This window comes from Rhizobium sophorae, assembly GCF_013087515.1.
Taxonomy (GTDB): Bacteria; Pseudomonadota; Alphaproteobacteria; order Rhizobiales; family Rhizobiaceae; genus Rhizobium; species Rhizobium sophorae.
On record NZ_JABFCN010000014.1, the window covers coordinates 166,063 to 192,136 of the forward strand.

Below are 26,074 nucleotides of genomic sequence, written 5' to 3' on the forward strand. Positions count from 1 at the left end.
TCAGCCCTCCAGTCCCGGTTCGGCCGCCGCCCGGAAGGCGCGCACGCGCTCTATGTCGACCGGGTTCCACCAGACGCCGCCATGTTTCAGCGAAGACGCGACGATGACGCCATTGGTGCGGCTCAGAATATCGACGATATTGTCCTTGTTGACGCCGGAGCCGACGAGCAGCGGCAGGTGCGTCGCCCCGCCAATTTCCTCGATTTCCTCCATCGTGGCGGAATTGCCGGTTCGCTGGCCGGTGGCGATGACGCCGTCGGCATCGAAGAAGGCGAGATCTCGTGTCAGCTCTTGGATCGAGCGGTCGGCGACGATGGCGTGGCTGCCATGCTTGACGTGGCTGTCGGCAAAGACCTTGATGTGTTCGGCTCTCAGCAGCGAGCGATAGCGCATGGCTTCGGCGGCCCTGCCCTCCATGAAACCTTCATTGGCGACATAGGCATTGGCCCATTGATTGACGCGGATGAATTTGGCGCCACCGGCCATGGCAATGGCGAAGGCGGGGATCGGCGCATTGGCCAGCACGTTGACGCCAAGCGGAATGCCGGCGGCGCGTGCGATCCGGTCGGTGACGACCGACATGAAGCCTGTCGTCTCGGGGCCGATATCCTCGGGCTTCGAGAACGGCACATCGCCGTGATTTTCGATGATCAGCCCATGCAGGCCGCCTTCCACGCAGGCTTCGGCGTCGCGCATGCACGCGTCGTAGATCGCATCCATCGCAGCCCCCCGGTAGCGCGGCGCGCCCGGAAAGGCCGGGCAATGGATCATGCCGATCAGAACCTTGTCCGTGCCGAAGATATCCCTGATGGCGTTGGACGGCCTGTCCGAAATTTCCTGCATGTCCTTCCCTTTCCAATTCCTGCGGCGCGCTGACTTCACGCCTGCTTTTCGGTGAGCCAGCCGAGGATGTTCTTCCAGAGCCGGCCGTAACCTTCCCATTCGCAAAAAGCGGGCGAGAGCCAGTGCGGGCCGATATCCGACGTCCAGGCCGCCGTCCGGCCAGTGCCATGCGTGCCGACGACGAGCAGCGGATGGCCGCCCTGATCCTCAGGCAGCCGGGCGACGATCTCGACATCGGCACGGTCGCGCACTTCGACCTCGTTGACGCCGAGAAGCACCGGCCAGGCGCCGTCGAGACCCCGCATCGTCGGATGCTCCGGCTTCACCACCTCGGCAATCGTGCCCTCGGGGATCTCGACGCGGTCGTCGTAAGGCAGGCAGGTGACGGGCAGCGTGTCTTCGACCGGGGTGCGCCGCCAGCGCGCCTTGCCGTCGATGCCCTGGAAGGAGAAATAGCCGCCGACCATCAGCAGGCCGCCGCCCTTCTCAACCCACGCCTTCAGAAGCTTCAGACGGTTCGGCACCGTGCGCGAATGCAGCCACACATCCGGCGGCAGCAGCAGCGAGTTGGCGCCGATATCGGAGAGAATGATGGCGTCATAGGCGTCGAGCCCGGCCATATCGAAGGGGAATTTCTCCACTGCCTCATGCGCCGGCATATAGGTGAGCCCGAAGGCGCTGCCGGCGAGCGCCTTCACCAGCGGTTCGGCGCCGAGATGGAAGGTAACGCTGCCGAACTGGTCGAAGCCTTTGTAATGCGTGGCCGAGCTGACCCAGCTCTCGCCGACAAGGAGGATTTTTTTTGTCATGGTCTGCCGTACCTGTGATCGATTGAATGGATGGAGCTACGCTCCGGCATGAAAGACGCGGCGCGGATTGCTGCGCATCATCTCGTCGAGAACCGTCCTGTCGAGCCCGTGCCGCTGAAGACGGGGAAGGAAGTGGCGAAGGATATAGGCGTAGCCGTTGCCGCCGTAATGCGTCAGCATCATCTTCAGAAAGACGTCATGAGACAGAAGAATCCGGTCGAGATAACCGGCCTCGACGAGACGAACGATCGCGCGCGCCGCTTCCTCGTCGCTCGGGCACTGCACCTGCTGGTCGGCATAGAAGAAATCCATGCCGATCATGTCGTATTCAATGAAGGCCCCACGCTCTGCCAACTCGCTCTGATAGGCAATGTCGTCATGCGACGGGTTCATGTGGCAAAGCACGGTGTGGCGGAGATCCGCCCCTTCTTCTGCCACCACGTCGAGCACGCGGTGGCCGAGGCGGAACCAACCCGGCAGATGCACCATCAGGGGAAGCCCGGTCAGCACTTGCGCCCGCGCAGCGCCGCGCAGCGATTTTTCTTCCTCGGCGGTGAAATCCGAGGAGACGCCGATCTCGCCGATCAGGCCGATCCTGACGCCGGTGCCGTCGACGCCTTCCCTCGCCTCGCGGACAATTTCCCGTGCGATGTCATCGACGCTCATTGCCGCGACGCCTTCCGGATGCGAGGAGCCGAGGTAATAACCCGCCCCCATTACGATGTTGAGACCGGATGCTTTCGAGATGCGCTGGAGCGCCAGGGGATCACGGCCGATGCCCTTGCAGGTCGGCTCCACCACGGTGCGGCCGCCTTCTGCTGCGAAATCCTTGAGCTCGGAGATCGCCAGCTGTTCGTCGTCGAGCGTGATATTGTGCTTGTTGACGAAGGGATCCTGCCTGAGTTCGCCGAGGATCTCCATGCAGACGAAGCTTTCGGCGAGATATTGCCGTTCCGGCGTCTTCGGAGCATGCCACCAGCAGCGGCAGTCGTTGAGGATATGCTCGTGCATCAGCGTCACGCCGAGTGCATCCGCCGAAACGGGGCCGGTGACGGTCATCACCTTGTCGGATCGGACATGCGCTTCGGACAGGCTTTCTGCTGTCTGTTCGATCATCGCTTCATCCTTTCCTGCCCAGCCGGAAATGGAAATTGGCCGTGAAGATGCGCGTGTTCAGCCAGATGGCGACGAGGATGATGGCGCCGGTGACGATCTGGGTGAAGAACGGCGATATGTGCATCAGGATCAGGCCGTTGCCGATGACGGCGATGGTCAGCGTGCCGAGCACGGTGCCGAGAATGGTGCCGCGTCCGCCCATCAGCGACGTTCCGCCGAGCACGACGGCGGCGATCACCTGCAGTTCGAAGCCGACGGCGGCATTGGACGAGCCGGAGCCGAGACGAGCGGCAATCAGCAGGCCGGCGACGGCGCAGGCGACGCCGGAGATGATATAGACCGAGGCGATGATCCATTTGGCGGGCATGCCGACACGCCGCGCCGCCTCCGCATTGGAGCCGACCGCCACGACCTGCCGGCCATATTTGGTCGCGGTGATGACGACGTAACCGAGAATGGCTATGACGACGGCAATGACCGCCGGGATCGGGAAGCTGAGGATTTCGCCCCGGCCGAGCGCGAAGAAGCCCGGCGCATCCTTGATCGGAATGGAATAACCCTGGGTCAGATAGAGCGCCAGGCCGCGCAGGATCGACAGGCCGGCAAGTGTCACGATGAAGGCCGGGATGCCCTGATAGGCGGTGAACCAACCCTGAACCAGTCCCATGAATCCGCCGAGCACGATCATGCCGATGACCACCGACGGCCAGGGAACACCCGTCGCCATGATGATCGCTGCGACCGCATTGACGAGGGCGACCTGCGAGCCGACCGAAAGATCGATGCCGCCGGTGATGATGACGAAGGTCATGGCGATGGCAACGATCAGGATGGGCGCCGCCTGCCGCACGATGTTCAGGATGTTGCCGAGCGTGAAGAAGGTTTCGCTGCCGATCGAGAAGAAGATCATGCAGGCCAGGAAGAAAATGGCGATCGACAGGACCTGTGCGTGTTCGCCGAAGAAATCGGCGACGCGTGAGCCGCGGCCGCGTTCCGTATAAGCCGTCATTGTCTGGCTCCTTCACCGACGATCAGCCTGACGAGGTCTTCGAGGTTTGTGCTGCCGATCTGCCGTTCGGCCACCTTCGTGCCCTCGTACATCACCGCGATACGGTCGCAGACCCGGAAGAGATCCTGCAGCCGGTGGGTGATGAGGATCACCGAGACCCCATTTGCCTTGACGCGGTTGATCAGGGCCAGAACCGCTTCGACCTCGGCGACAGCAAGTGCTGAGGTCGGCTCGTCCATAATCAGCACTTTGGGCTTGAACGAGGCGGCGCGTGCAATGGCGATCGCCTGACGCTGCCCGCCGGAGAGCTGGGCGACCTTGCTGGTCAGTCTCGGAATGCGGATCTCAAGCGAATCCAGCATCTTGCGGGCTTCCGACAGCATCGTCCTGGTGTCGAGAAACGGCCCGCGGCTGAGCTCGCGGCCGAGGAAGAGATTGCCGACGACATCGATATGATCGCAGAGGCTGAGATCCTGGAAGACCATTTCGATGTTTCTGCCACGCGCATCCGCAGGGCCGGAGAAGCAGACCTCCTCACCTTCGATGGTGATCGTGCCGGCATCGGGAATGTAGGTTCCAGAGATGATCTTCGTCAGCGTCGATTTGCCGGCGGCGTTGTCGCCGACGAGGCCCAGGCATTCGCCGGGGAAGATGTCGAGATCGACGCCGCGTAGCGCTTGGTGCGAGCCGAACGACTTGCGGATGCCGCGCAGCGAGATGCGCGGGTCGGATCGGGTGCTGCCGGATGTGCCGGTTCCGGAGGGTGCGACCCCTCCGGAACCGGCGGCAGCGATGTCACGCTGTCCGCTTTCGATCATTTGAAGACAGCTCGGTATGGCTCGACATTCTCCTTGGTCACGATGGTGATCGGCACCGAGATCGTCTTGGTAACGGCTTCGCCGGCCGAGGCCTTGACGAGCGCGTCGACGGCGGCACCGCCCATTGCGGCCGGATCCTGCTGGACCACGGCGACGACGAAGCCGGCATCGATGCCGGCAATGGCTTCGGCAGTCAGATCCCAGCCGAACACTTTGATCTTATCCTGCTTGCCCTGGCTTTGGACGGCGGCGATCGCCCCCATCAGGGCCGGCTCGCCAGTGGCGTAGATCGCCGTCAGATCAGGATTGGCGGTGATCAGGTTTTCAGCCGCCGCAAGGGCGTTGTCCTGGATGTTCTGGCCGTCGACGACGCCGGCCATTTCAATGCCGTCGACACCTTTCAGGGTCTTTTCGAAGCCCTCCTGGCGGATGTTCTGGATGAACGAGTTCAGCGCGCCGACAACGCCGAGCTTGGCCTTGCCGCCCATGTTCGCCTTGACGTAGTCGAGGAAGTATTTGCCCATGTCGGCGCCGGCCGCGGCATTGTCCACGCCGATCTGTGCCTTCTGCGGACCGTCCGGCAGAATGGCATCGATGGCGACGACCGGAATGCCGGCATCGGCCGCCTGCTTGACCGCCGGCATGATGCCGTTGACGTCGATCGCCACGACGGCAAGGCCGGAGACCTTTTCCTGGACGTAGGTTTCGATCGCGCTGTTTTGCGCGGTTGTCTCGTTGTTGGCGTTGAAGATCACCAGCTTGACGCCGGCGGCATCGGCTGCCTTCTGCGCGCCCTCATTCATCTGATTGAAGAAAAGCGCCTGCTGGTTGATCTGCACCAGTGCGATGGTCTTCTTTTCCTGCGCCGTAGCGCTGGACAGGCCGATGAAGGTCAGTGCCGTAAAGCCGGCGGCTGCGATCATCGTTCGTCTTGTCAAATGCAGTGTCATGTTCTCATCCTCTTTTGGTTTTTTGACGTTGCTGATTATTATTTCGCAGGCGGCGCAACGGAGTTCCGCACCACAATTTCGACAGGCAGGAGTTCTTCCGAGGCGGATGGTTTCCACTCGTGCCAATTGGTTTCCAGAAGCAGCTCCAGCGACCGCCTTCCAATCTCACGCACCGGCTGGCGGATGGCCGTCAGCGGCGGCGCAAAGAGATGAAGCGGACCGACATCGTCGAAGCCGATGACCGAGATGTCGCCTGGGATCGAGATGCCGCGGCTTCTGAAGACCTCGACCAGCCCGATGGCGATCTCGTCGGAGCTGGCAAAGATCGCCGTCGCTTTTCGATCGCCGGAGAGATAGTCGAGTGCCGCCGCACGGCCGTATTCGATCGTATATTCGCCGGCATAACGATCGGCCCGGGCCTCGTCGCCATGCTGTTCCCTCAGCGCCTTCAGCAGGCCGTCATAACGCCTGCGGGCACTGATCATGCGCTCGTCGCCGCCGATGAAGAGGACATGGCGATGGCCCTGCTCGGCCAGATGCTGGCCGGCGAGATAACCGCCCTGCTCATTGTCGCAGAACAGCTTCGGCGCCTTCGAATCGGGAATGTCCTCGTCGACGATGATGACCTTGCCGCTGCCGTTGATCAGCGCGGCAAGTGCGCCGTCGTCGGGATGGTTGGTGACGAAAATCAGGCCGTCGACGTGATTGCGCTCGATCAGCTGCAGATATTCGATTTCGCGCCCCGGCCGGTTGAGGGTGGCGTGCAATGAGACGGCGAGCTTCTTTTCATCTGCCGCCTGCTCGACGGCGGCGACGAGAGTCGCGAAGAAGCGATTGGCGATATCGGGCACGACGAGGCCGATCGTGTCCGAGCGCCCCCTGCTCAACCGGCGCGCATGCGGGTTCGGCCGGTAGTTCAGCGTCTTGATCGCATCCTCGATACGCTTCTTGGTCTGAAAGGGAAGATCGAGACTTCCGTTGACGAAACGCGACACTGTCGTGACCGACACCCCGGCGGCGGCGGCAACATCCTTCAGGCTCGGTGTCGTTCCCTTGGCCATTGACTGAACCCATTGTAAAGCGGTTTAGTAAAACGCTTTACAAGACAATAACGATTGCTCGCCGTTGTCAACAGCGATGAACGCACAGGATCTGTTTTTCTTGCCAGGCGATCGAAGCTCGACCGGCAGGCGGTCAGCCGATCGTCGGGTCGAGCTTGTCGCGTAGCCAGTCGCCGGTGATGCTGATCGACAGCGTCGTCAGCATGATGACGAAGGACGGCGCCAGCATGATCCAGGGTGCACGGGTCAGATATTCGCGCCCGTAACCCACCATGTTCCCGAGGCTGGTCATTGGCGGCTGCACGCCAAGGCCGAGGAAGGAAAGGCTGCTTTCCATCAGGATGATCTCAGGAAAGGTCAGGGTCATCGAGACGATCAGCGTCGAGGCGATGTTCGGCAGGATATGCTTGAGATAGATATGGGCCGGCTTGGCGCCGAGTTGCGTGACGGCGGCGGCATAACCCTGGCCGCTGGCGGCGATGGCAAGGCCGCGGGCAATGCGCGCATAGCGTTCCCAGCCGTAAAATCCCATCAGGCAGATGAGCAGCGGCAGTGAACTGCCGAAGAAGGCGAGCACGGCAAGTGCCATGATCAGGAAAGGCATGGCCGCCTGGAAATCGGCAAGCATGACGACGAGCTGCTCGACGACGCCACGGAAATAAGCGGCGAGAAAGCCGAGCGTCGTGCCGACGAAGGCCGAGATCAGCGTTGCCCCGAAGGCGATCAGCAGCGAGATGCGGATCGACACGATGAGGCGGGAGAGAACATCGCGGCCGAGTTCGTCGGTTCCGAGCCAATGCGCGGCATTGCCGGGCAGTGACAGGCGGTTCTTCAGGTCGAAGGCGGTGATATTGTAGGGCCGGATCCAGTCGGCCGTCAGCGCGATCAGGATCACGACGGCGATCCAGGCAAAACCGATCATCACGAAAGCGGGCACACCGCGCTTCTTCTTCTCGCGTACTTCGCGGATGACGGTCGCCGGTTGAGCAGAGATATTTGTCATGGTTCCGCTCCCTAATGCCTTGCCTGGTTGCTGCGCAGACGCGGGTCGAGATAGCCGTAAAGGATGTCGACGACGAAATTCGAAAACACCATGGTCGCTGCCACTAGCAGCAGGATGCACTGAACGACGGCGAGATCGCGGTTTGAGACGGCGACGACGAGAAGCCGGCCGACGCCTGGCCAGGAGAACAGCGATTCCACCACGACGGCGCCGGCGATCAGCGTGCCGACCATGAAGCCGGCGATCGTCACGATCGGGATCGCCGCATTCGGCAGCGCATGGCCCCAGACGACGTTTCGCCAAGCAGTGCCTTTGGCGCTAGCCGTACGGATATAGGGCTGGCCAAGCACCTCGATCATCGCGCTTCGAGCAAAGCGGGCAAGAATGCCGGCACCGCCGATACTCATGGTGACGATCGGCAAAATGGCATGCATCCAGCTGTCCTGGCCGCCCGACGGCAGCAGGCCGAGCGTGACGGAGAAGATCAGCACCAGCACAAGGCCGAGCACGAAGCTCGGCATGGTGAAGCCGACCACCGCGCTCGCCATCACGGCGCGATCGGTCGAACTGTCGCGATGGAGGGCGGCGTAGACGCCGGCAGGAATGCCGATCACCAGCTTAAGGATGAGGGCCGGGATCGTCAGCTCCAGCGTTGCCGGAATGCGGTCGAGCACGAGCTGGATTGCCGATTGGCCGTCGCGCATCGAGATGCCGAGATCACCGCGGGCGATCGCGCCGAAATAGCGCAGATACTGCACCCAGATCGGCTGATCGAGACCCCAGGCGGCACGGAAGGCGCGGATTGCCTCCGGCGGCGCTTCCGGACCCATGATCGTCAGGGCCGGGTCGCCGGAAAGGCGCAGGACGACGAAGGCGAAAGTCACCACCAGCACGATGGTCATCAGCGCGCGGAACGCCCTTATCAGGAAGAAACGGATCATGGCTCAGCTCTCCATGAGCGTTGATGCGGATGCGGGCGCGACGAGGTGACAAGCAGCCTTTCGACCCGCCTGGATGGTGACGAGGGCCGGCGTCTGGACGCGACAGCGCTCGATCGCATGGCCGCAGCGGGGATGAAAGGCGCAGCCGGCGGGCCGGGCAGCGGGGTTCGGCGGTTCTCCCTGCAGGATGATACGGTCGCGCAGCGCCGTGCCGGGGACAGGAACGCTGGAGACCAGTGCCTGCGTATAGGGATGCAACGGGCTGCGGAAAATATCCTCCGAAGCTGCTTCCTCGACGATTCTGCCGAGATACATCACCGCGACGCGCTCGGCGATGTTGCGTACGACCTTCAGGTCATGGCTGATGAAGGCCATGGCGATGCCGCGCTTTTCCTGTAGGTCGCGCAACAGGTTAATCACCTGCGCCTGGATCGAGACGTCGAGAGCCGAGACCGGCTCGTCGCAGACCAGAAGCTCCGGATTGGTGGCGATGGCGCGCGCAATGACGACGCGCTGGCGCTGGCCGCCCGAAAGCTCGTGCGGATAACGCTCCGCCTGATCGGGGCGAAGACCGACGGCGATGAGCAGTTCATCGACACGTTCGCGCCGCCCCTCCTCGCTTCCGACGGCATGGATAGCAAGCGGTTCGCCGATCTGAGCGCCGATCGAGATGCGCCGGTCAAGGGCTGCCAGCGGATCCTGGAAGACGAGCTGCATGCGCGCCCTCAGGCTACGCCAGCGCGGCGTTCTGAGTGCCGGCATCGCCTCCCCGTCGAAGCGAACGCTGCCTTCGGTCGGAGCTTCGAGCCCGAGCAGCAGCCGGCCCAGCGTCGATTTTCCTGAGCCGGATTCACCGACGATGCCGAGCGTCGTCTTCGGCGCGACCGACAGCGAAACGCCGTCGACCGCCCGGACATGGCTCGGCTTTCCGAAGACGCCGCGGCGCATCGTATAGGCCTTGACGAGGTCGTTCGCTTCGATCAGCTGAGGTTCGCTCATGCCCATGCCACTCCCTGCTGGACCTGCATGAGGTTCGGCTTCGATGCGGTGGCGCCGTCGCCGAGCGGATGGAAACAGGCGGTTGCACGGTCGTCGTCAAGTGCGACGAGCGGCGGCACCTTGTTATGACAGAGTTCCGACGCATGGCCGCAACGCGGCGCAAAGGCGCAGCCGCCGGGCATGCGGCCGGGCTGCGGCACGGTGCCGGGGATCGGTACCAGCCGGTCGCGGCCGGCATCGATACGCGGAATGGCATCGAATAACCCGCGCGTATAGGGATGGCGCGGCGACCGGAACAATGATTCCGTCGGGCATTTCTCGACGATGTTGCCGGCATACATGACGCAGACGCGTTCGCAGATTTGCGACACCGCGCCGAGATCATGACTGATGAAGACGATCGCCATGCCGGTTTCCTCACGGATCGAAATCAGGAGATCGAGGATCTGCGCCTGGATCGTCGCGTCCAGCGCCGTCGTCGGCTCATCGGCGATCAGCAGATCAGGATTGCCGGCGAGCGCCATGGCGATCATCAACCGCTGGTTCTGGCCACCGGAAAATTCATGCGGAAAATTGTCGAAACGGCGCACGGCGTCGGGAATGCCGACCATTTCCATCAGGCGGACGGCCTCGTTGCGGGCGGCCCTGCCCGTCAGGCTGCGGTGCAGTTCGACGGCCTCGGCGATCTGGCGCCCGGCGCGGATGACGGGGTTGAGCGAGCTCGACGGATCCTGGAAGATCATGGCGATGCGGCCGCCGCGTATACTTTCGAGCTTCGTGCGTGACGCGCCGATCAGCTGATCGCTCCCGAGACGCACATTGCCTGAGACGGAAGCCTTTCCAGGCAGGAGCCCGAGTGCCGCCAGCCAGGTGACCGACTTGCCGCAACCGGATTCGCCGACGAGACCCACCGCCTCGCCCTTCTCGATCGCCAGATCGACACCGTGCAGGACTTCGACGCCGCTGAAAGCGACCTTCAAATTGGAAATTTCGACCAATGACATTTCAGCCTCTCCTTCTTGCATTCCCGCCGGCCGTCAGATCCGAACGAGAGCATGATGTCGTCTGAAAACCGCTCACACTTTTCCGCATCATGCTCGTGCCTGTCGGGCTTGCCTGGTTTCCGGATAGCCGGTGTACCAAATGGCAGCGAGCCGGAGTTTCCCCCGGCTCGCTGATGTCGTCAGATCTTGATCAGGACCAATTGCCCTGGCGGAAGTCCATGGCAAAGGCCGATGCGGCCTTCCAATTGATCGACTTCGACTTGGCGGTGAAGACGGCGTTCTGGTGGAGAACGGTATAGGCGGGGTCTTCGCGCTCGCAGATCTGCAGCATGCGGGCGAAAGCGTCATGGCGCTTGGCGCGATCGGTGCTGGTCTCGAGGAAGGTCGACAGGGTGTTCATTTCAGCGTTGGTCCACTCGCCGACCTGCTGCTGCTGGCCGTTCGGACCGTGCTGGGCGACGATCGAGGAAACCGGATCGGGGAAGCTTGCGGAGTTCGACCAGTCGCGGACGGCGCGCGTCGGCGTCTTTTCGAGGATCTGCTGCCAGTTTTCCTTCATTTCGATCTGCACGTTGAGGCCGACCTGCGCCCACATTTCGACGAGGATCTGCGCCGTCGGGGTCTGGTTGGTATAGTAGTTGTTCAGCAGGCGATACGGGATCGGATCGCCCTTGTAATTGGCTTCCTTCAGGAGCTGGCGGGCAAGATCCGGATTGTATTCCGGCACGGTCCAATCCTTGACCAGCATGTCGCCATAGAAATCCCACTGCAGGCCGGCCGGAACGCGCGTGCGGCCTGCCCAGAGCGAGTCGACGATCGCCTGGCGGTCGATGGCATGCGTGAAGGCGCGGCGCACCAGCGGGTTGCCGAGCTGGGCATGGGTCTTGTCGAATACGGTCAGCCGGTGGTTGGTGATGATGCCGCCCTGGACTTCGAAGGCGGCGTTCTTTTCGATGCCTTCGATCTGGTCCGGCGGGATGTCGCTGGCGAGGTGATATTCGCCGGACAGCAGGCCATTGACGCGTGAGGCGACTTCCGGAACTTCGACGAAGCGGATCTGCTTCACCGGAGGACGGCCGCCCCAATACTCGTCATGCGCTTCGTAGATCAGGTAGGTGTCCGGCTTGAATTCGGCGACGCGGTAGGGACCGGTCGTGATCGGTGCGCGGGCCCAGTCGAGATAGCTCTTGGCCTCATCCCAGCCGCGGCGGTTGGCGATGGCGCTGGCGGCAACGGAGATGCGGCCTTCCATCGTCACGTCAGGCGAACCGTTGACGAAGCGGACGGTGTATTTGTCGACGATTTCGATGCCGAGCAGGGCCGGCCAGATACGGCGGGCGACGGCCGGAATTTCGACCGGCAGTTCCTTGCTTTCGCGGCCGAGCGGGTTCTTTTCGGTGACGAAGATCGTCTTGCCGGTGCTCGGCTGCGTATCGCCGAACATACGTTCCTTGCTGAAGGAGAAGGCGACGTCTTCGGCCGTCATCTCGTCGCCATTGTGGAATTTGACACCCTGGCGCAGTTTCAGCTCGACGGTCTTGTCGTCGATGCGGCGCCATTCGGTGGCGAGCGACGGAACGGCCGAGAGGTTGCCGAGCCAGTCGAGGCCGATCAGGCTTTCCCAGAGCGACGAATTGAAGATGCGTTGGCCGACATTCGACTGTTCGCGCAACGTATCCAGCGTGTTCGAGTTCGAGATCTTCTGGACGGCGATGGTGATCGAAGGACGGTTGTCGGCCTGGGCGATGGAAAAGCGCGGCAGGATCAGCGAGCTGGCGACGCCGGTGGCAAGGCCGAGAGCACCGCGACGGGTGAAGGTGACCATGGGAATATCTCCTTGGGTTCTCTGGTGGTTCGGATCAATGGCTGCGTTCGCTCAGGCCTTCGGTGCCGGAGCGATAATGGGTCAGGGTTCTGTCGGCATGTTTCAGGCGCCAGGAGAGCGCCTTTTGCGCATAGTCCCGCACGAGCGCGGCATAGGCCGGATCGTCGGCGAGATTGGTGAATTCGTTCGGATCGCGCCGCAGATCGAAGAACAGCGGCGGCAGCGCTGCGAAATGAACGTATTTGTATCGCTCGTCCTGGATGACGCAGAGGCTGCAATCATTCATGCCGAGGCCGAGGAAACTCTGCGGCTCGGAATAATAGACGTCGCGGAAGTCGTATTCGTAGTGCAATTCGGTGCGCCAATCCTGCGGTCGGCCCTCGCTGAGGAAGGGCAGCAGCGACAGCCCGTCGCAGGCGTGCGGGATCTTTCCGCCGAGCCAGTCGAGTATGGTCGGCATGACGTCGATGCTCTCGGTGAAGCCGCTTTCGATCGCGCCGGCGCGAGCATTTTCGCCGGCGTCCTTGATGACAAGCGGAATGCGGAAGCTCGGATCGTTGTAGCCGATCTTGCCGAGCAGGTGATGATCGCCGAGCTGCTCGCCGTGGTCGCTGGTGAAGATGATCAGCGTATCGTCCCACTGTCCGGCCTCGTCGAGATAGTTAAAGACCCGGCCAAGGCAATCGTCGACCTCGGTGATCAGGCCGCAATAGGTCGCGCGCATCTGGCGCAGTTCCGCTTCGTCGAGCGTTGCGCCCGACCCTTCGGCGCCCTGGAAGAAGGAGCCGCGGCGGATGCTGTCGACATAGAATTTCATCAGCGGATGTTGTGCAGCCTCGGTGTCCGGGTTGGCCGCGCGGATCGGCGCCGGCATGTCTTCCGGCTGGTACATGGCATGATAGGGAGCAGAGGCGACGAAGGGCGGATGCGGCCGGTAATAACCGAGATGCAGGAAGAAGGGCTTGCCGTCGCGGCCCTTGAGATAGGTCAGCGCCCGCTCGGTGAAGAAGGTCGAGTCCGAAAATTCCTTCGGAATGCGTGACGGACGGTCGGTGGCGCCGGCAACGGCGTCCTCGCCTTCGGGCAGCCAGATATCAGGACGATGCTCCGGCAGCTCGAAGCCGTTCTGTGCCACCCAGCCGAAATAACCCTCCATATTGGGCTCGAAGGCGCCGACTGGATGGAAGCCGTCCATCAAGTCGCCAAGCACCCTGAAGCGCGGATCGTTCGGCGAAGTGGTGCGCGGATCCGGCACCGTCGTCGTATAGCCGATCAGCGCCGGATCGTAGCCGACGCCGCGCAGCGCCTTGCCCAGATTGAGGTGGCGCTGGTCGAGTGGCACGGTGTTCTGCACGGCGCGATGGTTCATCAGATAGAGGCCGGTGAGCAGGCTCGCACGGGCCGGACCGCAGGGAACGCAGGTCGTCACATGGTTTCTGAAGGTCACGCCCTCGCGACAGAGCCGGTCGAGATTAGGCGTCTTCAGAAAGTCGCTTTTCCCGTCGGCACGCAGAACGTGCGGAACGAAATCGGCTCGCCATTGGTCAACGACGATGAGGAGAACGTTTTTCTTTCGCATGGAGCCCCCATTTATGCGGGGCTGTTTGAACCGCGATTATTGCAGCGCGATGACCACTTTTTCAAAGTTCCATGACATTGAACGGATCGTTGGTTTCTTCGCTTTTATTCCAGAAGCGTCATGTGGTTGTAATATTCACGACACGCCCATCCCCTCCGCGGGTGATATGATATCACCGCCGCATACACTGTCGTTTGCTGTTCTTCGAGATCCGCCGGAGTGCTTCCCGCGGCAGATCAAGCAGGCGGGCAATATCTCCTACGATCAGACCTGCCGGATCGGTGCTCGACTGAGCCTATACCAAGTGATCCGTCGACGCGTCGAAGAGATGGATTTGGTCCGGATCGACCGAAAGTCCGATCATATCTCCTGCCTTGACCCTGTCGCGGCGCGTTTCGACGATCGTCAGTTCCGGCTGGGTCTCTGCGACGATGAAGGTCGAGGAGCCGGTCGATTCGACGAAGGCGATAGGCACATCGAAGCTGCCATGCCCGGGCTCGACGACGCCGATATGTTCCGGCCGGATGCCGGCGATGAGCTTGCGCCCGGCCTCGATGGCGCGGGTGATCGCGAGCGTCTGCTTCACTGCGCCGAAATCCAGGATAAGGCTCGTGCCGCCTTCCGCGGCAATCGCGGGAATGAAATTCATGGCCGGCGAACCGATGAAACCGGCGACGAAGCGGTTTGCCGGGCGGTCGTAGAGGTCCAGTGGCGCACCCTGCTGTTCGATGATGCCATCGCGCATCACCACCACATGGTCGGCCATCGTCATCGCTTCGACCTGGTCGTGCGTGACGTAGACGAAGGTTGCGTGCAGACGGTCGTGCAGCGACCGGATTTCCTTACGCATGTGGACGCGCAGCGCAGCATCGAGATTGGATAGCGGCTCGTCGAACAGGAAGGCCTTGGGATGGCGGATGATGGCCCGGCTCATGGCGACACGCTGGCGCTGGCCGCCGGAAAGCTCGCGCGGATAGCGCTTCAGGAGATGCGAAAGACCTGTCGTCGCCGCCACGTCCTCGGCGGCCTTTTTGGCCTCGGCCTTGGCGATGCCGCGAATGCGCAGGCTGTAGGTCAGGTTTTCCTCGACCGTCATATGCGGATAGAGCGCATAGGACTGGAAGACCATGGCGACGTCGCGCTTGCGCGGCGGCACGCCGTTCATTAGCTCGCCGGCAATCCTGAGATCGCCCGACGAAATGCTTTCGAGGCCGGCAAGCGAGCGCAGCAGCGTGGACTTGCCGCATCCCGACGGGCCGACAAGTGCGACGAAGGTGCCCTTGGCGATCGAAAGGTCGATGTTCTTCAGGGCGTGGAAGGCGCCGTAATATTTGTTGACGCCTCTGAGCTCGATCTGCGTGGTCATTTGAGGGCTCCAGAGGTGAGGCCGGATACGATGCGGCGCTGCAAGAGAACGAATATGGCGAGGATCGGCGTCACATACATCGTGGCGTAGGCCATGATGTTGTTCCACTCGTTGGTGTTCGGCCCCATGAAGGAGTTGAGGCCGACGCTTGCCGGCTGAAGCTCGGCCGCCTGGATCATCGACTTCGAATAGACGAATTCGCCGAAGGCCTGCATGAAGATCAGGATGGCGCTGACCAGGATGCCGTTGCGGGCGAGCGGCAGCACGATGTTGAAGAAGGCGCCGACGCGTGAATTACCGTCGACGAGTGCCGCTTCCTCCAGCTCCTGGGGAACGCTCATGAAGGTGGCGCGCACCAGGATGACGAAGAAGGGCATGCTCTTTGCCGCGACCGCGATGATGACGGCAAGGCGCGGAGTGGAAAGCAGGCCGAGCTGCGAGAAACCGACGAAGATCGGCGTGATCATCAGCGATGCCGGCAGGACCTGCAGCATCAGGATCAGGAACAGGCCGATATCCACCCAGACATTGCGGTATCTGGCGAGCACATAGGCACAACCGACGCCAAGCAGGGTGATGAGCGCCACGGAGCCGAGAGCGATGACCAGCGAATTCCAGAGGTAGCGGCCCATGTCGCGGCTTTCCCAAACAGCGGCATAGGTGCCCCATTGCGGCGCTGCCGGCCAGAAGCTCGGCGGCGTCGCGAACATCTCCGAGCCGCTTTTCAGCGCGGTGATGTACATCCAATAGAGCGGGAAGAGATAGATCGCCGCCATGACGATTGATATGGCGAGCATCAGGCGGTCGCGGTTCGTCGTATTCATCCGCGCACCTCGTGGCGCGTGGACCGGACATAGACGACCGACGCGAACATGACGAAGACGATCATGATGACGGAGATCGTCGCGCCCTTGGCGAAGTCGTATTGGCGGAAGGAGAGATCCCAGGCCCAGTATTGCGTGACATTCGACGAATTGTTCGGCCCGCCCGACGTGATCGCGGCGAAAAGATCGAACTGCTGCAGGGTGAAGATCAGGCCGAGTGCGATGATGGCGCCGATGGTCGAGCGCATCATTGGCAGCGTGATCGTCCAGAAACGCTGCCAGACATTGGCGCCGTCGAGTTCGGCCGCCTCAAAGAGATCGGCAGGAATGCCGGCGAGGCCGACGGAGAGCAGGATCATGTTGAACGAGGTGCCGAGCCAGATATTGGCGATGATGACGGCATAGAGCGAATAATGCGGGTCCGAGCGCCAGAAAATGTTGCCGGAGATGATGCCGCTTTCTTTCAGGATGAAGTTCAGCACGCCGAAATCGCCTGAGAGAATCCAGTTCCAGATGGCCCCGACGACGAGGCCGGGCATAACCCAGGAGACGAGGAACAGGCCGCGCATCCACGAGGCGCCGGGAAAGTTGACCCAGAAGAACAGCGCCAGGCCGAAGCCGATCAGGAACTGGCCGGCGATGGAGCCGACGACGAAGATGACGGTATTATAGAGGATCGGCAGCGTTTCCGGCTGCGCGAAGAGGTCGGTATAATTCTTGAAGCCGACGAAGGGACGCGAGAAGGTGCCGAGGCTGAACATGTCGACCTCCTGGAAGCTCATCACGACATTGTAGATCAGCGGCAGCCCCGCCATCAGGAACAGAAAGCCGAGCGGGAAGGCGACCAGCACGATATCGAAACCGCGACCGTCCCTGACGCTCATCAGGATCCTTTTCATGCGTCCTCCGATGCTCCGAACGGGGCCGCCTGGCGCATAATGCGGAAGACGGCCCCTGCCGGGAGGAAATGGTTGAGTTATCACTTCTCGCCCCCAAGGGAAGAAGAGGAACAAGTGGCGCCCCCGGCCCTTCGCTTTGGGCTCAGGGCGTTCGTCGCTGCAATCGATTCACTGGATCGATTGCTTCGGCTACGCCGAACCGCTCCTCACCCCCTTATCTGCCTTTTGGGCATCTTCTCCCCGCTAGGGAGAAGAGGGAGCAAGAGGCTGACTCGACGCTAGCTAGCCAAGCACGGCCTTGATCTTATCCGCGGCCTGGTCGAGGGCGTCCTTCGGGCTCATCTGGCCGGTGAGTGCCGCCTGGATGGCGTCCTGGATCGCCTTGGAGATCTTCGGCCATTGCGGATGGGGGCCGCGCGGCTTGGCGTATTTCAGCTGTTCGAGGAAGACCTTGAGGGCGGCATCCTTCAGCGGCTGGCCGGTCTCGGGGATCGAGATGTCGGAACGCGCCGGAAGCTGGCCGAAATTCTTGAACATCTTGTCGTCTTGTGAGGCGAAAAATTCGAGCGCCTTGAAGGCTTCGGCCGGATGTTTGCTGGTGGCGAAGATCGCCCAGTTGAAGTCGCCCATGGCCGACGAGCGTTCAGCCCCTTCCTTCGGGACCGGAAGCAGGGTGACGCCCCAGTCGAACTTCGCTTCCTGGCTCATGCGGTCGAGCTCCCAGGGACCCGAGATCGCCATTGCCGCATTGCCTGAGTTGAAGGTGCCGGTCGAATCCCACTGGCCGCGCGTCAGTGTATCGGGAGAAGCGAGCTTCTCGTCCATGATCGTCTTCCAGACCTCCAGCGCCTTCACCGCACCTTCGGCATTGATGTGCTCATAGCTGCCGCCGCCCATCTGGGCCCAGGGAAGGAACTGGAAGGTGCCTTCTTCGTTGGCCTTGGCCGAGAAGGCGAGACCGTAGACGTTCTTGGCGGGATCGGTCAGCTTGCGCGCATCCTCGACGAGCTCGTCCCAGGTCTGCGGCGGCTTCGCCGGATCGAGGCCCTTCGCCTTGAACATGTCCTTGTTGTAGTAGAGCGCGATCGTGTTGGTCGCCTTCGGCACGCCAAAATACTTGCCGTCCCACTCGACCGATTTCAGCGGTCCCGGGAAATAGTTCTCAGGCTTGATGACCGTCGACTTGGAGATCATATCGGTGAGATCGAGGAAGGCGCCGCGCGACGAGAACAGCGCGTGCTCTGGATTGTCGACGGCGATGATGTCGGGCGCCTGACCGGTCGCATAGGCGCGCATGGCCTCGGTGACGACGTCGTCGAACTGGATCAGCCGATATTCGATCTTGATGCCGTTGTTCTGGGCATTGAACTCCTTGACAAGATTCGGCGCCGGCTGGATGTCCCTGTCCAGCGACCAGAGCGTCAGCGTGACGTCCTCGGCCTTGGCCGAAAGGCCGGTGAACGAAACGCTTGCAAGCGCGAGAGCGCCCAGAATTGCATATTTGCGGATAGCCATGGTTCTCCTCCTTTGTGGTTGTCCCCGTTTCCGGCAATTCCTCCTTGCCGGCCACGATATCATCAGATCGGATCGACGACGAATTCGCCGCCCCGGGCATGCTTGAGGTGGTTCAGCGCGTAGACCTGGCCGGTCATTTCAAGCGCATCGCGATAGACAGGGTCGTGCCAGCCTTCGATATCGATCGAGCCCGACCAGCCGGCAAGGCGCAGCTCGGAAATGATGTCGGTCCAGTTGCTGTCGCCGAAGCCCGGCGTGCGCATGAAGACGAACTTCTCTTTACCGAAGATGCCGTGTTCCTTGATGACTTCCCAGCGGATGGTCGCGTCCTTGCCGTGGACGTGGAAGAACTTGTGCGCCCATTTGCGGATCTGCGGCAAAGGGTCGATCAGATAGACCATCTGATGGCACGGTTCCCACTCCAGCCCGATATTATCATCCGGCGTCTCATTGAAGATCAGTTCCCAGGCATCGGGATTGTGGGCGATGTTCCAGTCGCCGCTTGCCCAGTTGCCATCCATGGCGCAATTCTCGAAGGCGATCTTGACGCCCTTGTCGGCGGCACGCTTGGCAAGCTCGCTCCAGATCTGTTTGTAGCGAGGCAGGCTGTCGGTCAACGGCTTGCCGCGGATGCGGCCGGTGAAGCCGGCAACGCAGGTGGCGCCGAAGTGATGGGCATTGTCGATGCATTCCTTCCAGCCCTGCAGCGTCTCGAGGTCGATCGCGCTCTCTTCCAGCGGATTGCCGAACATGCCGAGCGTCGAGATGGTGATGTCGCGGTCGCCGATCGCATCGAGGCAGCGCTTGCCGAGTTCGGCAAGGTCCTGGCCCTTGGTCGTCTGCCAGAAGAAGGGTTCGAAGCTTTCGAAGCCCAAGTCGGCGATCTCGCCGATGCGGGTTGCGGCATCGCCTTTGTTACCGCTGACCATGGTGCCGATACGAATGGATTTTGCAGAGTTGCTCACGTCACTTGATCCTATGCTGAAATTTCGACGCGCCTGCCCGTCTTGGCGCTTTCGATCGCGCCGAAGACCATGGCAAGGCTTCGGATATTGTCGGAATTGACCGTCTCGGGCCGTTTGCCGGTGCCGATCGCCGCGATGAAGTCGGCGATGACGCTGGCATGGCCATGGGTTTCCTCGTCATGTTCCGGACCGGGAACGTTTACGGCAACAGAACCGCGTAGAAGGCCGGGCTCTTCGCCGGCGATGGTCGCCTTGAAATTCTCTTCGCCATCCCAGGCGAGCATTCCGTTCGAACCGACGAGGCGCCACTGGCTTTCCCAGCTGGTGCGCTCGCCCTCGGCGCACCAGGAGCCGCGATAGGTGAAGACGATGTCGTCGGAAAATTCGAAGATGGCATTGGCCGAGGCGCCGTGGCGGTACCATGAACCCTTCGGATTGCGCTCGACGCAATAGACGGCAAGCGGCTTCCTGTCGGCGACGTAACGGGCGGCATCGAAGGTGTGGATCGCCATGTCGAGAAGCAGCACGTTGTCCATCTCTTCGCGGAAGCCGCCGAAATGCGGCGCCAGGAAGAAGTCGCAATGGATGCCGGTGAGTTCTCCGATCGCGCCGCTGTCAACGAAACGGCGCAGGCGCCTGATGCCCGATATGAAGCGACGGTTCTGGATGACGGCATGGATGCGGCCGGTCTCGGCGGCAAGATCGATCAGCGCGGCACCCTCGGCAAGCGAGGCCGCCATCGGCTTTTCGCTAAGCACATGGCAGCCCGCCTTGAGGGCGGTGGAAACGATGTCGTAGCGTGCGGCCGGAATGACGATGTCGAAGACCAAGTCGGCCTTTGTGGCCGCGATGACGTCGGACAGGTCCGAACCGATGAGGGCGCCTTCAAGGCCGAACTCCGCGGCGAGCTTCTCCGCCGTCTCCCGGTTCAGGTCGACGAGGCCGACGATGGTGATCGAGTCGGCCAGCAGAGGGTTGGAAGCAATGGCTCGCAACCAACCTTTGGACATAGCTCCGCACCCGCACAGAATGGCACTGAATTTCACGATTTCCTCCAGGGGAACGGTGTCAACTCTCCTCGTGACACGCACTCCGTAAACGTTTACGACTGTAGGCGAAAACATTTTGCGGTGTCAATAGACGGCAAATGGGAAATTACAGGCCCAGATCCGGACGGATCTGAATTATAGAAATGGAGCATGATGTCGTCCGAAAACCGCGCACACTTTTCGGCATCATGCTCCCGGGAAAATCGTCAGCGATGAAGGGGATTCGCCAGCTTGCCGAACACCTAAATATCTCGATCGGCACGGTCTCCCGCGCGCTGAACGGCAAGCCCGATGTCAATCAGGAAACCCGCCGCGGGTGCTGGCGGCGGCCGAGGAGCTCGGCTATGTCGCGAACCAGTCTGGGCGGAGCCTGCGGCAGGGAGAGACGAAGGTCATCGGGTTGATGATCGAATCCAGCAAGGAGACGGTCGAGAATGCCGACAACTTCTTCCTTGGCGTCACCAGCGGCCTGCAGAGCGTCTTTGCCCGCCACAAGCTCGACCTCCTCATGCTGCCCTGCCCGAGCGATGAGGACCCACACGAATATCTGAAGCGGATGGTGGCGCGGCGTATGGTCGATGCGATGATCATCTCGGACACGCAGCGCGTCGACCGGCGCATCGACTTTCTGTCGCGGGCGAAGATCCCCTTCGTCGCGCTCGGCCGCAGCCTTTCGGCCAGCAATTCTCCATGGATCGACCTCGATTTCGAGGGCGTGGCCGACCACGCCGTCGAGCGGCTGATCGCGCTGGGCCACCGCCGGATCGTGATCACCGCGCCGTCGAGCGAGGTCAACCTCGGCTATCTCTTTATCGAAAGCTATCGCCGAGCGCTCGAGCGGCACGATATTCCCTTCGACTCGTCACTCGTCATCCGCGTCAAGTCGAGTGAACAGGGCGGCTATCAGGCGGCCCATGAGCTGCTTCTGCTCGAAGAGCGGCCGACGGCGGTGATCCTGATCTACGAGCTGATGGCGATCGGCCTTTACCGCCGCCTGATGGAAGCGGGCGTCATGCCCGGCCGCGACCTTGCGGTGATCGGCTTCCGCGATGCACCGCGCGCACGGTTCCTGCAGCCCTCGCTCAGTTGCTTTCGCATGTCACTCTACGATCTCGGCGTCGCGCTCGGCCGGATGCTTCTCGCCAACATGCCGGCCTATCGAGATTTCTATCCGGGAGGCGAGCGCAACATCATCTGGCCCCTCGAACTGATGCCGGGCGAAAGCGACGCGTTTCAGGTCCGGGTTACAGCTTGAGCGCTATGGGTTTGCTTCCGGAAGCGGAAGCGTGGCCCGTCCATTCCAGCGGTAGCGACGCTTCATGTGCCAGCAGGGAAGAACCGGTTCTCCGGCCGCGGCAATCCGAGATGTTCGCGTAGCGTCGTGCCCTCGTATTCGCTGCGGAATAGGCCGCGGCGCTGCAATTCGGGAACCAGCCGTTCGGTGACGTCGGTGAGACCCTGCGGCAGATAGGGGAAGACGATGTTGAAACCGTCCGAACCCTCCTCGTCAAGCCAGCGCTCCATCTCGTCGGCGATGCTGGCCGGCGTGCCGACGAAGGCGAGGCCGGCATAGCCGCCGTAGCGCTGTGCCAGCTGCCGCACCGTCAGATTTTCTTCGGCGGCAAGCTTCAGCACCTGGGCGCGGCCGGTCTTGCTGGCATTGGTGTCGGGAATATCGGCCGGCAGCGGCGCGTCGGGATCGAAGCCCGAAGCGTCATGGCCGAGTGCGATCGAAAGCGAAGCGATGGCGCTGTCGTAATGCACCAGGCTGTCGAGGGTGGCGCGTTTGGCACGTGCCTCGTCGATGCTGTCGCCGACGATGATGAAGGCGGCGGGCAGGATCTTCAGATGGTCACGGTTGCGGCCGTTGGCTTCCATGCGGCCCTTGATATCGGCATAGAGCGCCTTGCCGGCGGCAAGATCGCGCGGCGAACAGAAGACCATCTCCGCGGTCTCGGCGGCAAGCTGGCGGCCGGGGTCCGACTGGCCGGCCTGGACGATGACAGGCCAGCCCTGCGGCGGCCGGGCAATATTGAGCGGCCCGCGCACGCTCAGCTCCTCGCCCTTGTGGCCGAGCACATGCATCTTCTCCGGATCGAAGAACAGGCCGCTTTCCCGGTCGCGGATGAAGGCATCGTCGGCGAAACTATCCCAGAGCCCGGTGACCACATCATAGAATTCCCGGGCGCGATGATAACGCTCGCCATGCTCCACATGCTCGTCGAGGCCGAAATTGAGCGCGGCATCAGGGTTCGACGTCGTGACGATGTTCCAGCCGGCGCGGCCGCCGCTGATATGGTCGAGCGAGGCGAAACGCCGGGCAATGTGATAGGGCTCGTCGAAGGTGGTGGAGGCCGTAGCGACGAGGCCGATGCGCTCCGTCACCGCTGCCAGCGCCGAGAGCAGCGTGAAGGGCTCGAAGGAGGTCACGGTGTGGCTGCGCCTGAGCGCCTCGACCGGCATATTGAGCACGGCAAGGTGATCGGCCATGAAGAAGGCGTCGAATTTCGCCCGCTCCAACGCTTGTGCGAAGGACTTCAGATGGGCGAAATTGAAGTTGGCGTCGGGATAGGAACCGGGATAGCGCCAGGCGCCGGTATGCAGGCTGACGGGACGCATGAAGGCGCCGAGGCGCAACTGCCGTGAACGTGTCATGATTTTCCTCATGGATCGGGCAAGGCGGCCGCCCTGCCCCGCATTGGCGTTCTTTCTGCAACCGGCGCGGTGACGCACCTGACATCGGTTACGTAGGAGGTCCCCGTCGTCAAAACGAGACCGGGAGCGCCAGTTCTGGGCAGGAATTTTATCGCTTCCCAGGCGACCTCGTTGCATGAGTGTCGGACCGCAACACTAAACGGGGGCGGTCGAAGCCTGATAAGCAAACACTTTTTATTTTCCATCGCATCTATAGAATTTGTGCTCTTATCTCGACGCTTAATTTCTTTCACCGATAGGCTCGTCAGAATTGGAGACATCGATGAACACAGTGCTGAGGCAAGCAGATCAGATCCGGCCCGTGGCCGACCGTATCGGCAGCGATGATGAGGCGATCGCCACCGCCCGCAGACTGGCGGCGCAATTCGCCGCACGTGCCGCCGAGCGCGACGCCGACCGGATCCTGCCATTTAGCGAACTCGATCTTCTCGCCCAGTCCGGCCTTCTGGCGATCACCGTGCCGGCGCAATATGGCGGGCTTGACGTTTCCAACGCCGTGCTTGCCGAGATCACCGCGATCCTGTCTGAGGCGGACGGTTCGATCGGCCAGATCCCGCAGAACCATTTCTATATCCTCGAGGCGCTCAGAACCGACGGCGGCGAGGAGCAGCAGCGCTATTTCTTCGGCCGCGTGCTGGCCGGCGATCGTTTCGGAAATGCGCTATCCGAGCGCGGCACCAAGACGGTCGGCCACTACAATACGCGCATCACCCGCGACGGTCCGGGTTATCGGATCAACGGCCGCAAATTCTATTCGACCGGCGTCCTCTTCGCCGACTGGATCACCATCTTCGCGCTCGATCCGGAGGATCGGTTGACCATGGCCTTCGTGCCGAAGGGCACCGAAGGTGTCGAGATCGTCGACGACTGGGACGGTTTTGGCCAGCGCACCACCGGCAGCGGCACGACGATCCTCGACAATGTCTATGTCAGCGCCGATTCCGTGGTCTTCCATCACAAGGGCTTCGAGCGGCCGACGACGATCGGCTCCGTTGGTCAGATCATCCATGCCGGCGTCGACCTCGGTATCGCGCGGGCGGCCTTTGCCGAAACGCTGGAGTTCGTCAGGACGAAATCGCGCCCCTGGATGGATAGCGGCCTTGAGCGTGCCTCAGACGATCCGCTGACGATCGCCAAGGTCGGCCAGATCGCCATTCGCCTGGAAGCTGCAACGGCTCTCGTGGAGCGCGCCGGGCACAAGGTCGATGCGGCGCAGGTCGAGACGACGGAGGAAAAGGTGATCGCGGCCACGCTGGCAGTCGCTGCGGCGAAGGTGCTGACGACCGAAGTGGCGCTCGAGGCCTCGAACACGCTTTTCGAGCTTGCCGGAACCTCGTCGGTGCAGGCCGGCCTCAACCTTGACCGCCACTGGCGCAATGCCCGCACCCATACGCTGCACGATCCCGTGCGTTGGAAATATCACGTCGTCGGCAACTACCATTTGAACGGCGTTACGCCGCCGAAGAACGGCGCGCTCTGAAATCTTCCCCTCTTTCAAGCGAAAACCCCACCGCTGGTGTCGGCAGTGGGGTTTTTGCTTTCGATGAATGATGGCCGCCTCAGCTATAGAGGCTGACCTCCGGTATCTTGTCGTTCAGCACGAATTCACCGACTTCCTTCGCCTTGTAGAAGACGGGATCGTGCAGCGTATGGGTGCGGACATTGCGCCAGAACCGGTCGAAGCGGTATTTGTCGGCCGTTGAGCGCGCGCCCGTCAGCTCGAAGACGCGCGAGGTGATGTCGAGCGAAACATGAGTGGCGTGGACCTTGGCGGCATAGGCTTCCGCCGCCGCCTCGCCGCGCTCGCGCGCGGTGACGTCGCGGCCGCGGGCAAGGCCCGCCTGCACGGCGGCTGCCGCACTGTCGGCAAGGGCCGCCGACGCCTTCAGCGCGGCGGTGAATTCGCCGATGCGTTCGAGGATATAAGGATCATCCGCCGCCCGCTCGACACCCGAGGTGATCCATGGCCGGGTCGTGTTGCGGACGTAATCGACGGCCTCCTGCAGCGCGCCTTCCGCGGTGCCGAGATAGAAATTGACGAAGACCAGTTGGATGAACGGCGTATTGAAGGTCGACAGAACCGGCGGCGCCACATCGGGTGCAGCCGGCGCGCCGACGAAATCCTCCTCGTAGACGGGAAAGTCGCGGAACTCGACACTGCCGCTGTCGGACAGGCGCTGGCCGATATTGTCCCAGTCGTCGTTGGCGACGTAGCCCGGACGAGTGGTTGGCACGGCGAAGCCGGCGATCTTGTCGTCGAGCGTCGCATTGGCATTGATATAGTCGGATACCCGCGCCGCCGTGGAGAAGGACTTGCGTCCGTTCAGCACATAGCCGTTGCCGCGACGGGTGAGCACCAGCCCGGGATCGCGCGGATTGACGGCTGCACCCCAATAGAGGTTCCTGGCGACGGTATCGCTGCCCAGCGCATGGGCGCGTGCGGCATCGAGCGCCCAGTAGATGTACTGGCTGTTGACATAGTGGTAGCCGAGCAGCTGGCCGATCGAGCTCTCGCCACGGGCGAGAATGCGCACCAGCCTCAGCCCGTCGACCCAATCGAGGCCTCCGCCGCCGATTTGCGTGGGATGCAGCGCATTGAGCAGCCCGACATTCTTCAATTTGACGATCTCGGCGAGCGGCGGACGGCCTTCGCGGTCGAGGTCGGCGGCGCGCCTCGACAGGTCGGCAGAGATCTCCAGGGCACGGGCAAAGAGGTCTTCGCGCGTCGGGTTGCGGCTGGCCGCGAAGATGACATTGGATTGGCTCATGGGAGGAACTCCAATT

The 26,074-nt window shown here is 62.2% G+C and carries 22 protein-coding genes and 1 pseudogene; 2 read left to right on the forward strand and 21 right to left on the reverse strand.

From position 1 onward, the window contains the following. The 19 genes from G9X64_RS08675 to G9X64_RS08765 all read right to left on the reverse strand — a co-directional run bounded on the left by G9X64_RS08675 (position 1) and on the right by G9X64_RS08765 (position 20,572). Positions 1-843 carry a BtpA/SgcQ family protein gene (locus G9X64_RS08675; protein ID WP_171376392.1) on the reverse strand — a complete coding sequence of 281 codons (843 nt, stop codon included), beginning with the start codon at positions 841-843 and terminating at the stop codon, positions 1-3. 35 nt (positions 844-878) lie between these two features. Continuing rightward, positions 879-1,652 (reverse strand): glutamine amidotransferase, encoded by a 774-nt coding sequence (locus G9X64_RS08680; protein WP_171376393.1) that lies wholly within the window; start codon positions 1,650-1,652, stop codon positions 879-881. 36 nt (positions 1,653-1,688) lie between these two features. Next, a complete protein-coding gene (locus tag G9X64_RS08685; protein ID WP_171376394.1) occupies positions 1,689-2,768 on the reverse strand; it encodes a phosphotriesterase family protein in 1,080 nt (359 codons plus the stop codon). Positions 2,769-2,772: 4 nt separating this feature from the next. After that, entirely contained in the window at positions 2,773-3,777 is a 1,005-nt protein-coding gene (locus tag G9X64_RS08690) for an ABC transporter permease (RefSeq protein WP_171376395.1), read from the reverse strand. Further along, positions 3,774-4,595 (reverse strand): ATP-binding cassette domain-containing protein, encoded by an 822-nt coding sequence (locus G9X64_RS08695; RefSeq protein ID WP_171376396.1) that lies wholly within the window; start codon positions 4,593-4,595, stop codon positions 3,774-3,776. The genes G9X64_RS08690 and G9X64_RS08695 overlap by 4 nt, the downstream gene beginning before the upstream one ends. Next, positions 4,592-5,545, reverse strand: coding sequence for an ABC transporter substrate-binding protein (locus tag G9X64_RS08700; RefSeq protein ID WP_168316145.1), 954 nt, complete (start codon positions 5,543-5,545; stop codon positions 4,592-4,594). The genes G9X64_RS08695 and G9X64_RS08700 overlap by 4 nt, the downstream gene beginning before the upstream one ends. Before the next feature lie 38 nt (positions 5,546-5,583). Then, positions 5,584-6,606 (reverse strand): LacI family DNA-binding transcriptional regulator, encoded by a 1,023-nt coding sequence (locus G9X64_RS08705; RefSeq protein WP_171376397.1) that lies wholly within the window; start codon positions 6,604-6,606, stop codon positions 5,584-5,586. A 133-nt stretch (positions 6,607-6,739) separates the two neighbouring features. Next, positions 6,740-7,609 (reverse strand): ABC transporter permease, encoded by an 870-nt coding sequence (locus tag G9X64_RS08710; protein WP_171376398.1) that lies wholly within the window; start codon positions 7,607-7,609, stop codon positions 6,740-6,742. Between the two features lie 11 nt (positions 7,610-7,620). Beyond that, the gene (locus G9X64_RS08715) at positions 7,621-8,550 is read right to left on the reverse strand and encodes an ABC transporter permease (RefSeq protein WP_168307762.1); all 930 of its coding nucleotides are present in this window, start codon (positions 8,548-8,550) and stop codon (positions 7,621-7,623) included. A gap of 3 nt (positions 8,551-8,553) precedes the next feature. After that, entirely contained in the window at positions 8,554-9,555 is a 1,002-nt protein-coding gene (locus G9X64_RS08720) for an ABC transporter ATP-binding protein (protein ID WP_171376399.1), read from the reverse strand. Further along, complete coding sequence (locus G9X64_RS08725) at positions 9,546-10,553, reverse strand: ABC transporter ATP-binding protein (RefSeq protein WP_171376400.1); 1,008 nt, start codon at positions 10,551-10,553, stop codon at positions 9,546-9,548. The genes G9X64_RS08720 and G9X64_RS08725 overlap by 10 nt, the downstream gene beginning before the upstream one ends. A gap of 190 nt (positions 10,554-10,743) precedes the next feature. Beyond that, positions 10,744-12,378, reverse strand: a complete 1,635-nt coding sequence (locus tag G9X64_RS08730) for an ABC transporter substrate-binding protein (protein ID WP_027667137.1) — start codon at positions 12,376-12,378, stop codon at positions 10,744-10,746. Positions 12,379-12,412: 34 nt separating this feature from the next. Next, positions 12,413-13,957: a phosphoric/sulfuric ester hydrolase PehA gene (gene pehA / locus G9X64_RS08735; protein WP_171376401.1), complete on the reverse strand. Its 1,545-nt coding sequence runs from the start codon at positions 13,955-13,957 to the stop codon at positions 12,413-12,415. A gap of 295 nt (positions 13,958-14,252) precedes the next feature. Beyond that, entirely contained in the window at positions 14,253-15,323 is a 1,071-nt protein-coding gene (locus G9X64_RS08740; RefSeq protein ID WP_171376402.1) for an ABC transporter ATP-binding protein, read from the reverse strand. After that, positions 15,320-16,147, reverse strand: a complete 828-nt coding sequence (locus G9X64_RS08745) for a carbohydrate ABC transporter permease (protein ID WP_168307769.1) — start codon at positions 16,145-16,147, stop codon at positions 15,320-15,322. The genes G9X64_RS08740 and G9X64_RS08745 overlap by 4 nt, the downstream gene beginning before the upstream one ends. Then, positions 16,144-17,046: a carbohydrate ABC transporter permease gene (locus G9X64_RS08750; protein WP_027667130.1), complete on the reverse strand. Its 903-nt coding sequence runs from the start codon at positions 17,044-17,046 to the stop codon at positions 16,144-16,146. Before G9X64_RS08750 ends, G9X64_RS08745 begins: the two co-directional genes overlap by 4 nt. Before the next feature lie 282 nt (positions 17,047-17,328). Next, the gene (locus tag G9X64_RS08755; RefSeq protein ID WP_168307770.1) at positions 17,329-18,561 is read right to left on the reverse strand and encodes an ABC transporter substrate-binding protein; all 1,233 of its coding nucleotides are present in this window, start codon (positions 18,559-18,561) and stop codon (positions 17,329-17,331) included. Between the two features lie 62 nt (positions 18,562-18,623). Continuing rightward, entirely contained in the window at positions 18,624-19,526 is a 903-nt protein-coding gene (locus G9X64_RS08760) for a sugar phosphate isomerase/epimerase family protein (RefSeq protein ID WP_168307771.1), read from the reverse strand. Positions 19,527-19,537: 11 nt separating this feature from the next. Then, positions 19,538-20,572 (reverse strand): Gfo/Idh/MocA family protein, encoded by a 1,035-nt coding sequence (locus tag G9X64_RS08765; protein WP_171376403.1) that lies wholly within the window; start codon positions 20,570-20,572, stop codon positions 19,538-19,540. Between the two features lie 215 nt (positions 20,573-20,787). Here G9X64_RS08765 and G9X64_RS08770 point away from each other — a divergent pair. After that, positions 20,788-21,830: pseudogene (locus tag G9X64_RS08770) on the forward strand (substrate-binding domain-containing protein). A 62-nt stretch (positions 21,831-21,892) separates the two neighbouring features. Here the strand turns inward: G9X64_RS08770 and G9X64_RS08775 are convergent. Continuing rightward, positions 21,893-23,230 (reverse strand): LLM class flavin-dependent oxidoreductase, encoded by a 1,338-nt coding sequence (locus G9X64_RS08775; protein WP_171376404.1) that lies wholly within the window; start codon positions 23,228-23,230, stop codon positions 21,893-21,895. Between the two features lie 322 nt (positions 23,231-23,552). Here G9X64_RS08775 and G9X64_RS08780 point away from each other — a divergent pair, with 322 nt between their 5' ends. After that, positions 23,553-24,770 (forward strand): SfnB family sulfur acquisition oxidoreductase, encoded by a 1,218-nt coding sequence (locus G9X64_RS08780; RefSeq protein ID WP_171376405.1) that lies wholly within the window; start codon positions 23,553-23,555, stop codon positions 24,768-24,770. A 79-nt stretch (positions 24,771-24,849) separates the two neighbouring features. Here the strand turns inward: G9X64_RS08780 and G9X64_RS08785 are convergent, their stop codons facing one another. Beyond that, positions 24,850-26,058 (reverse strand): acyl-CoA dehydrogenase family protein, encoded by a 1,209-nt coding sequence (locus G9X64_RS08785; protein ID WP_171376406.1) that lies wholly within the window; start codon positions 26,056-26,058, stop codon positions 24,850-24,852. Positions 26,059-26,074 lie beyond the last annotated feature (16 nt).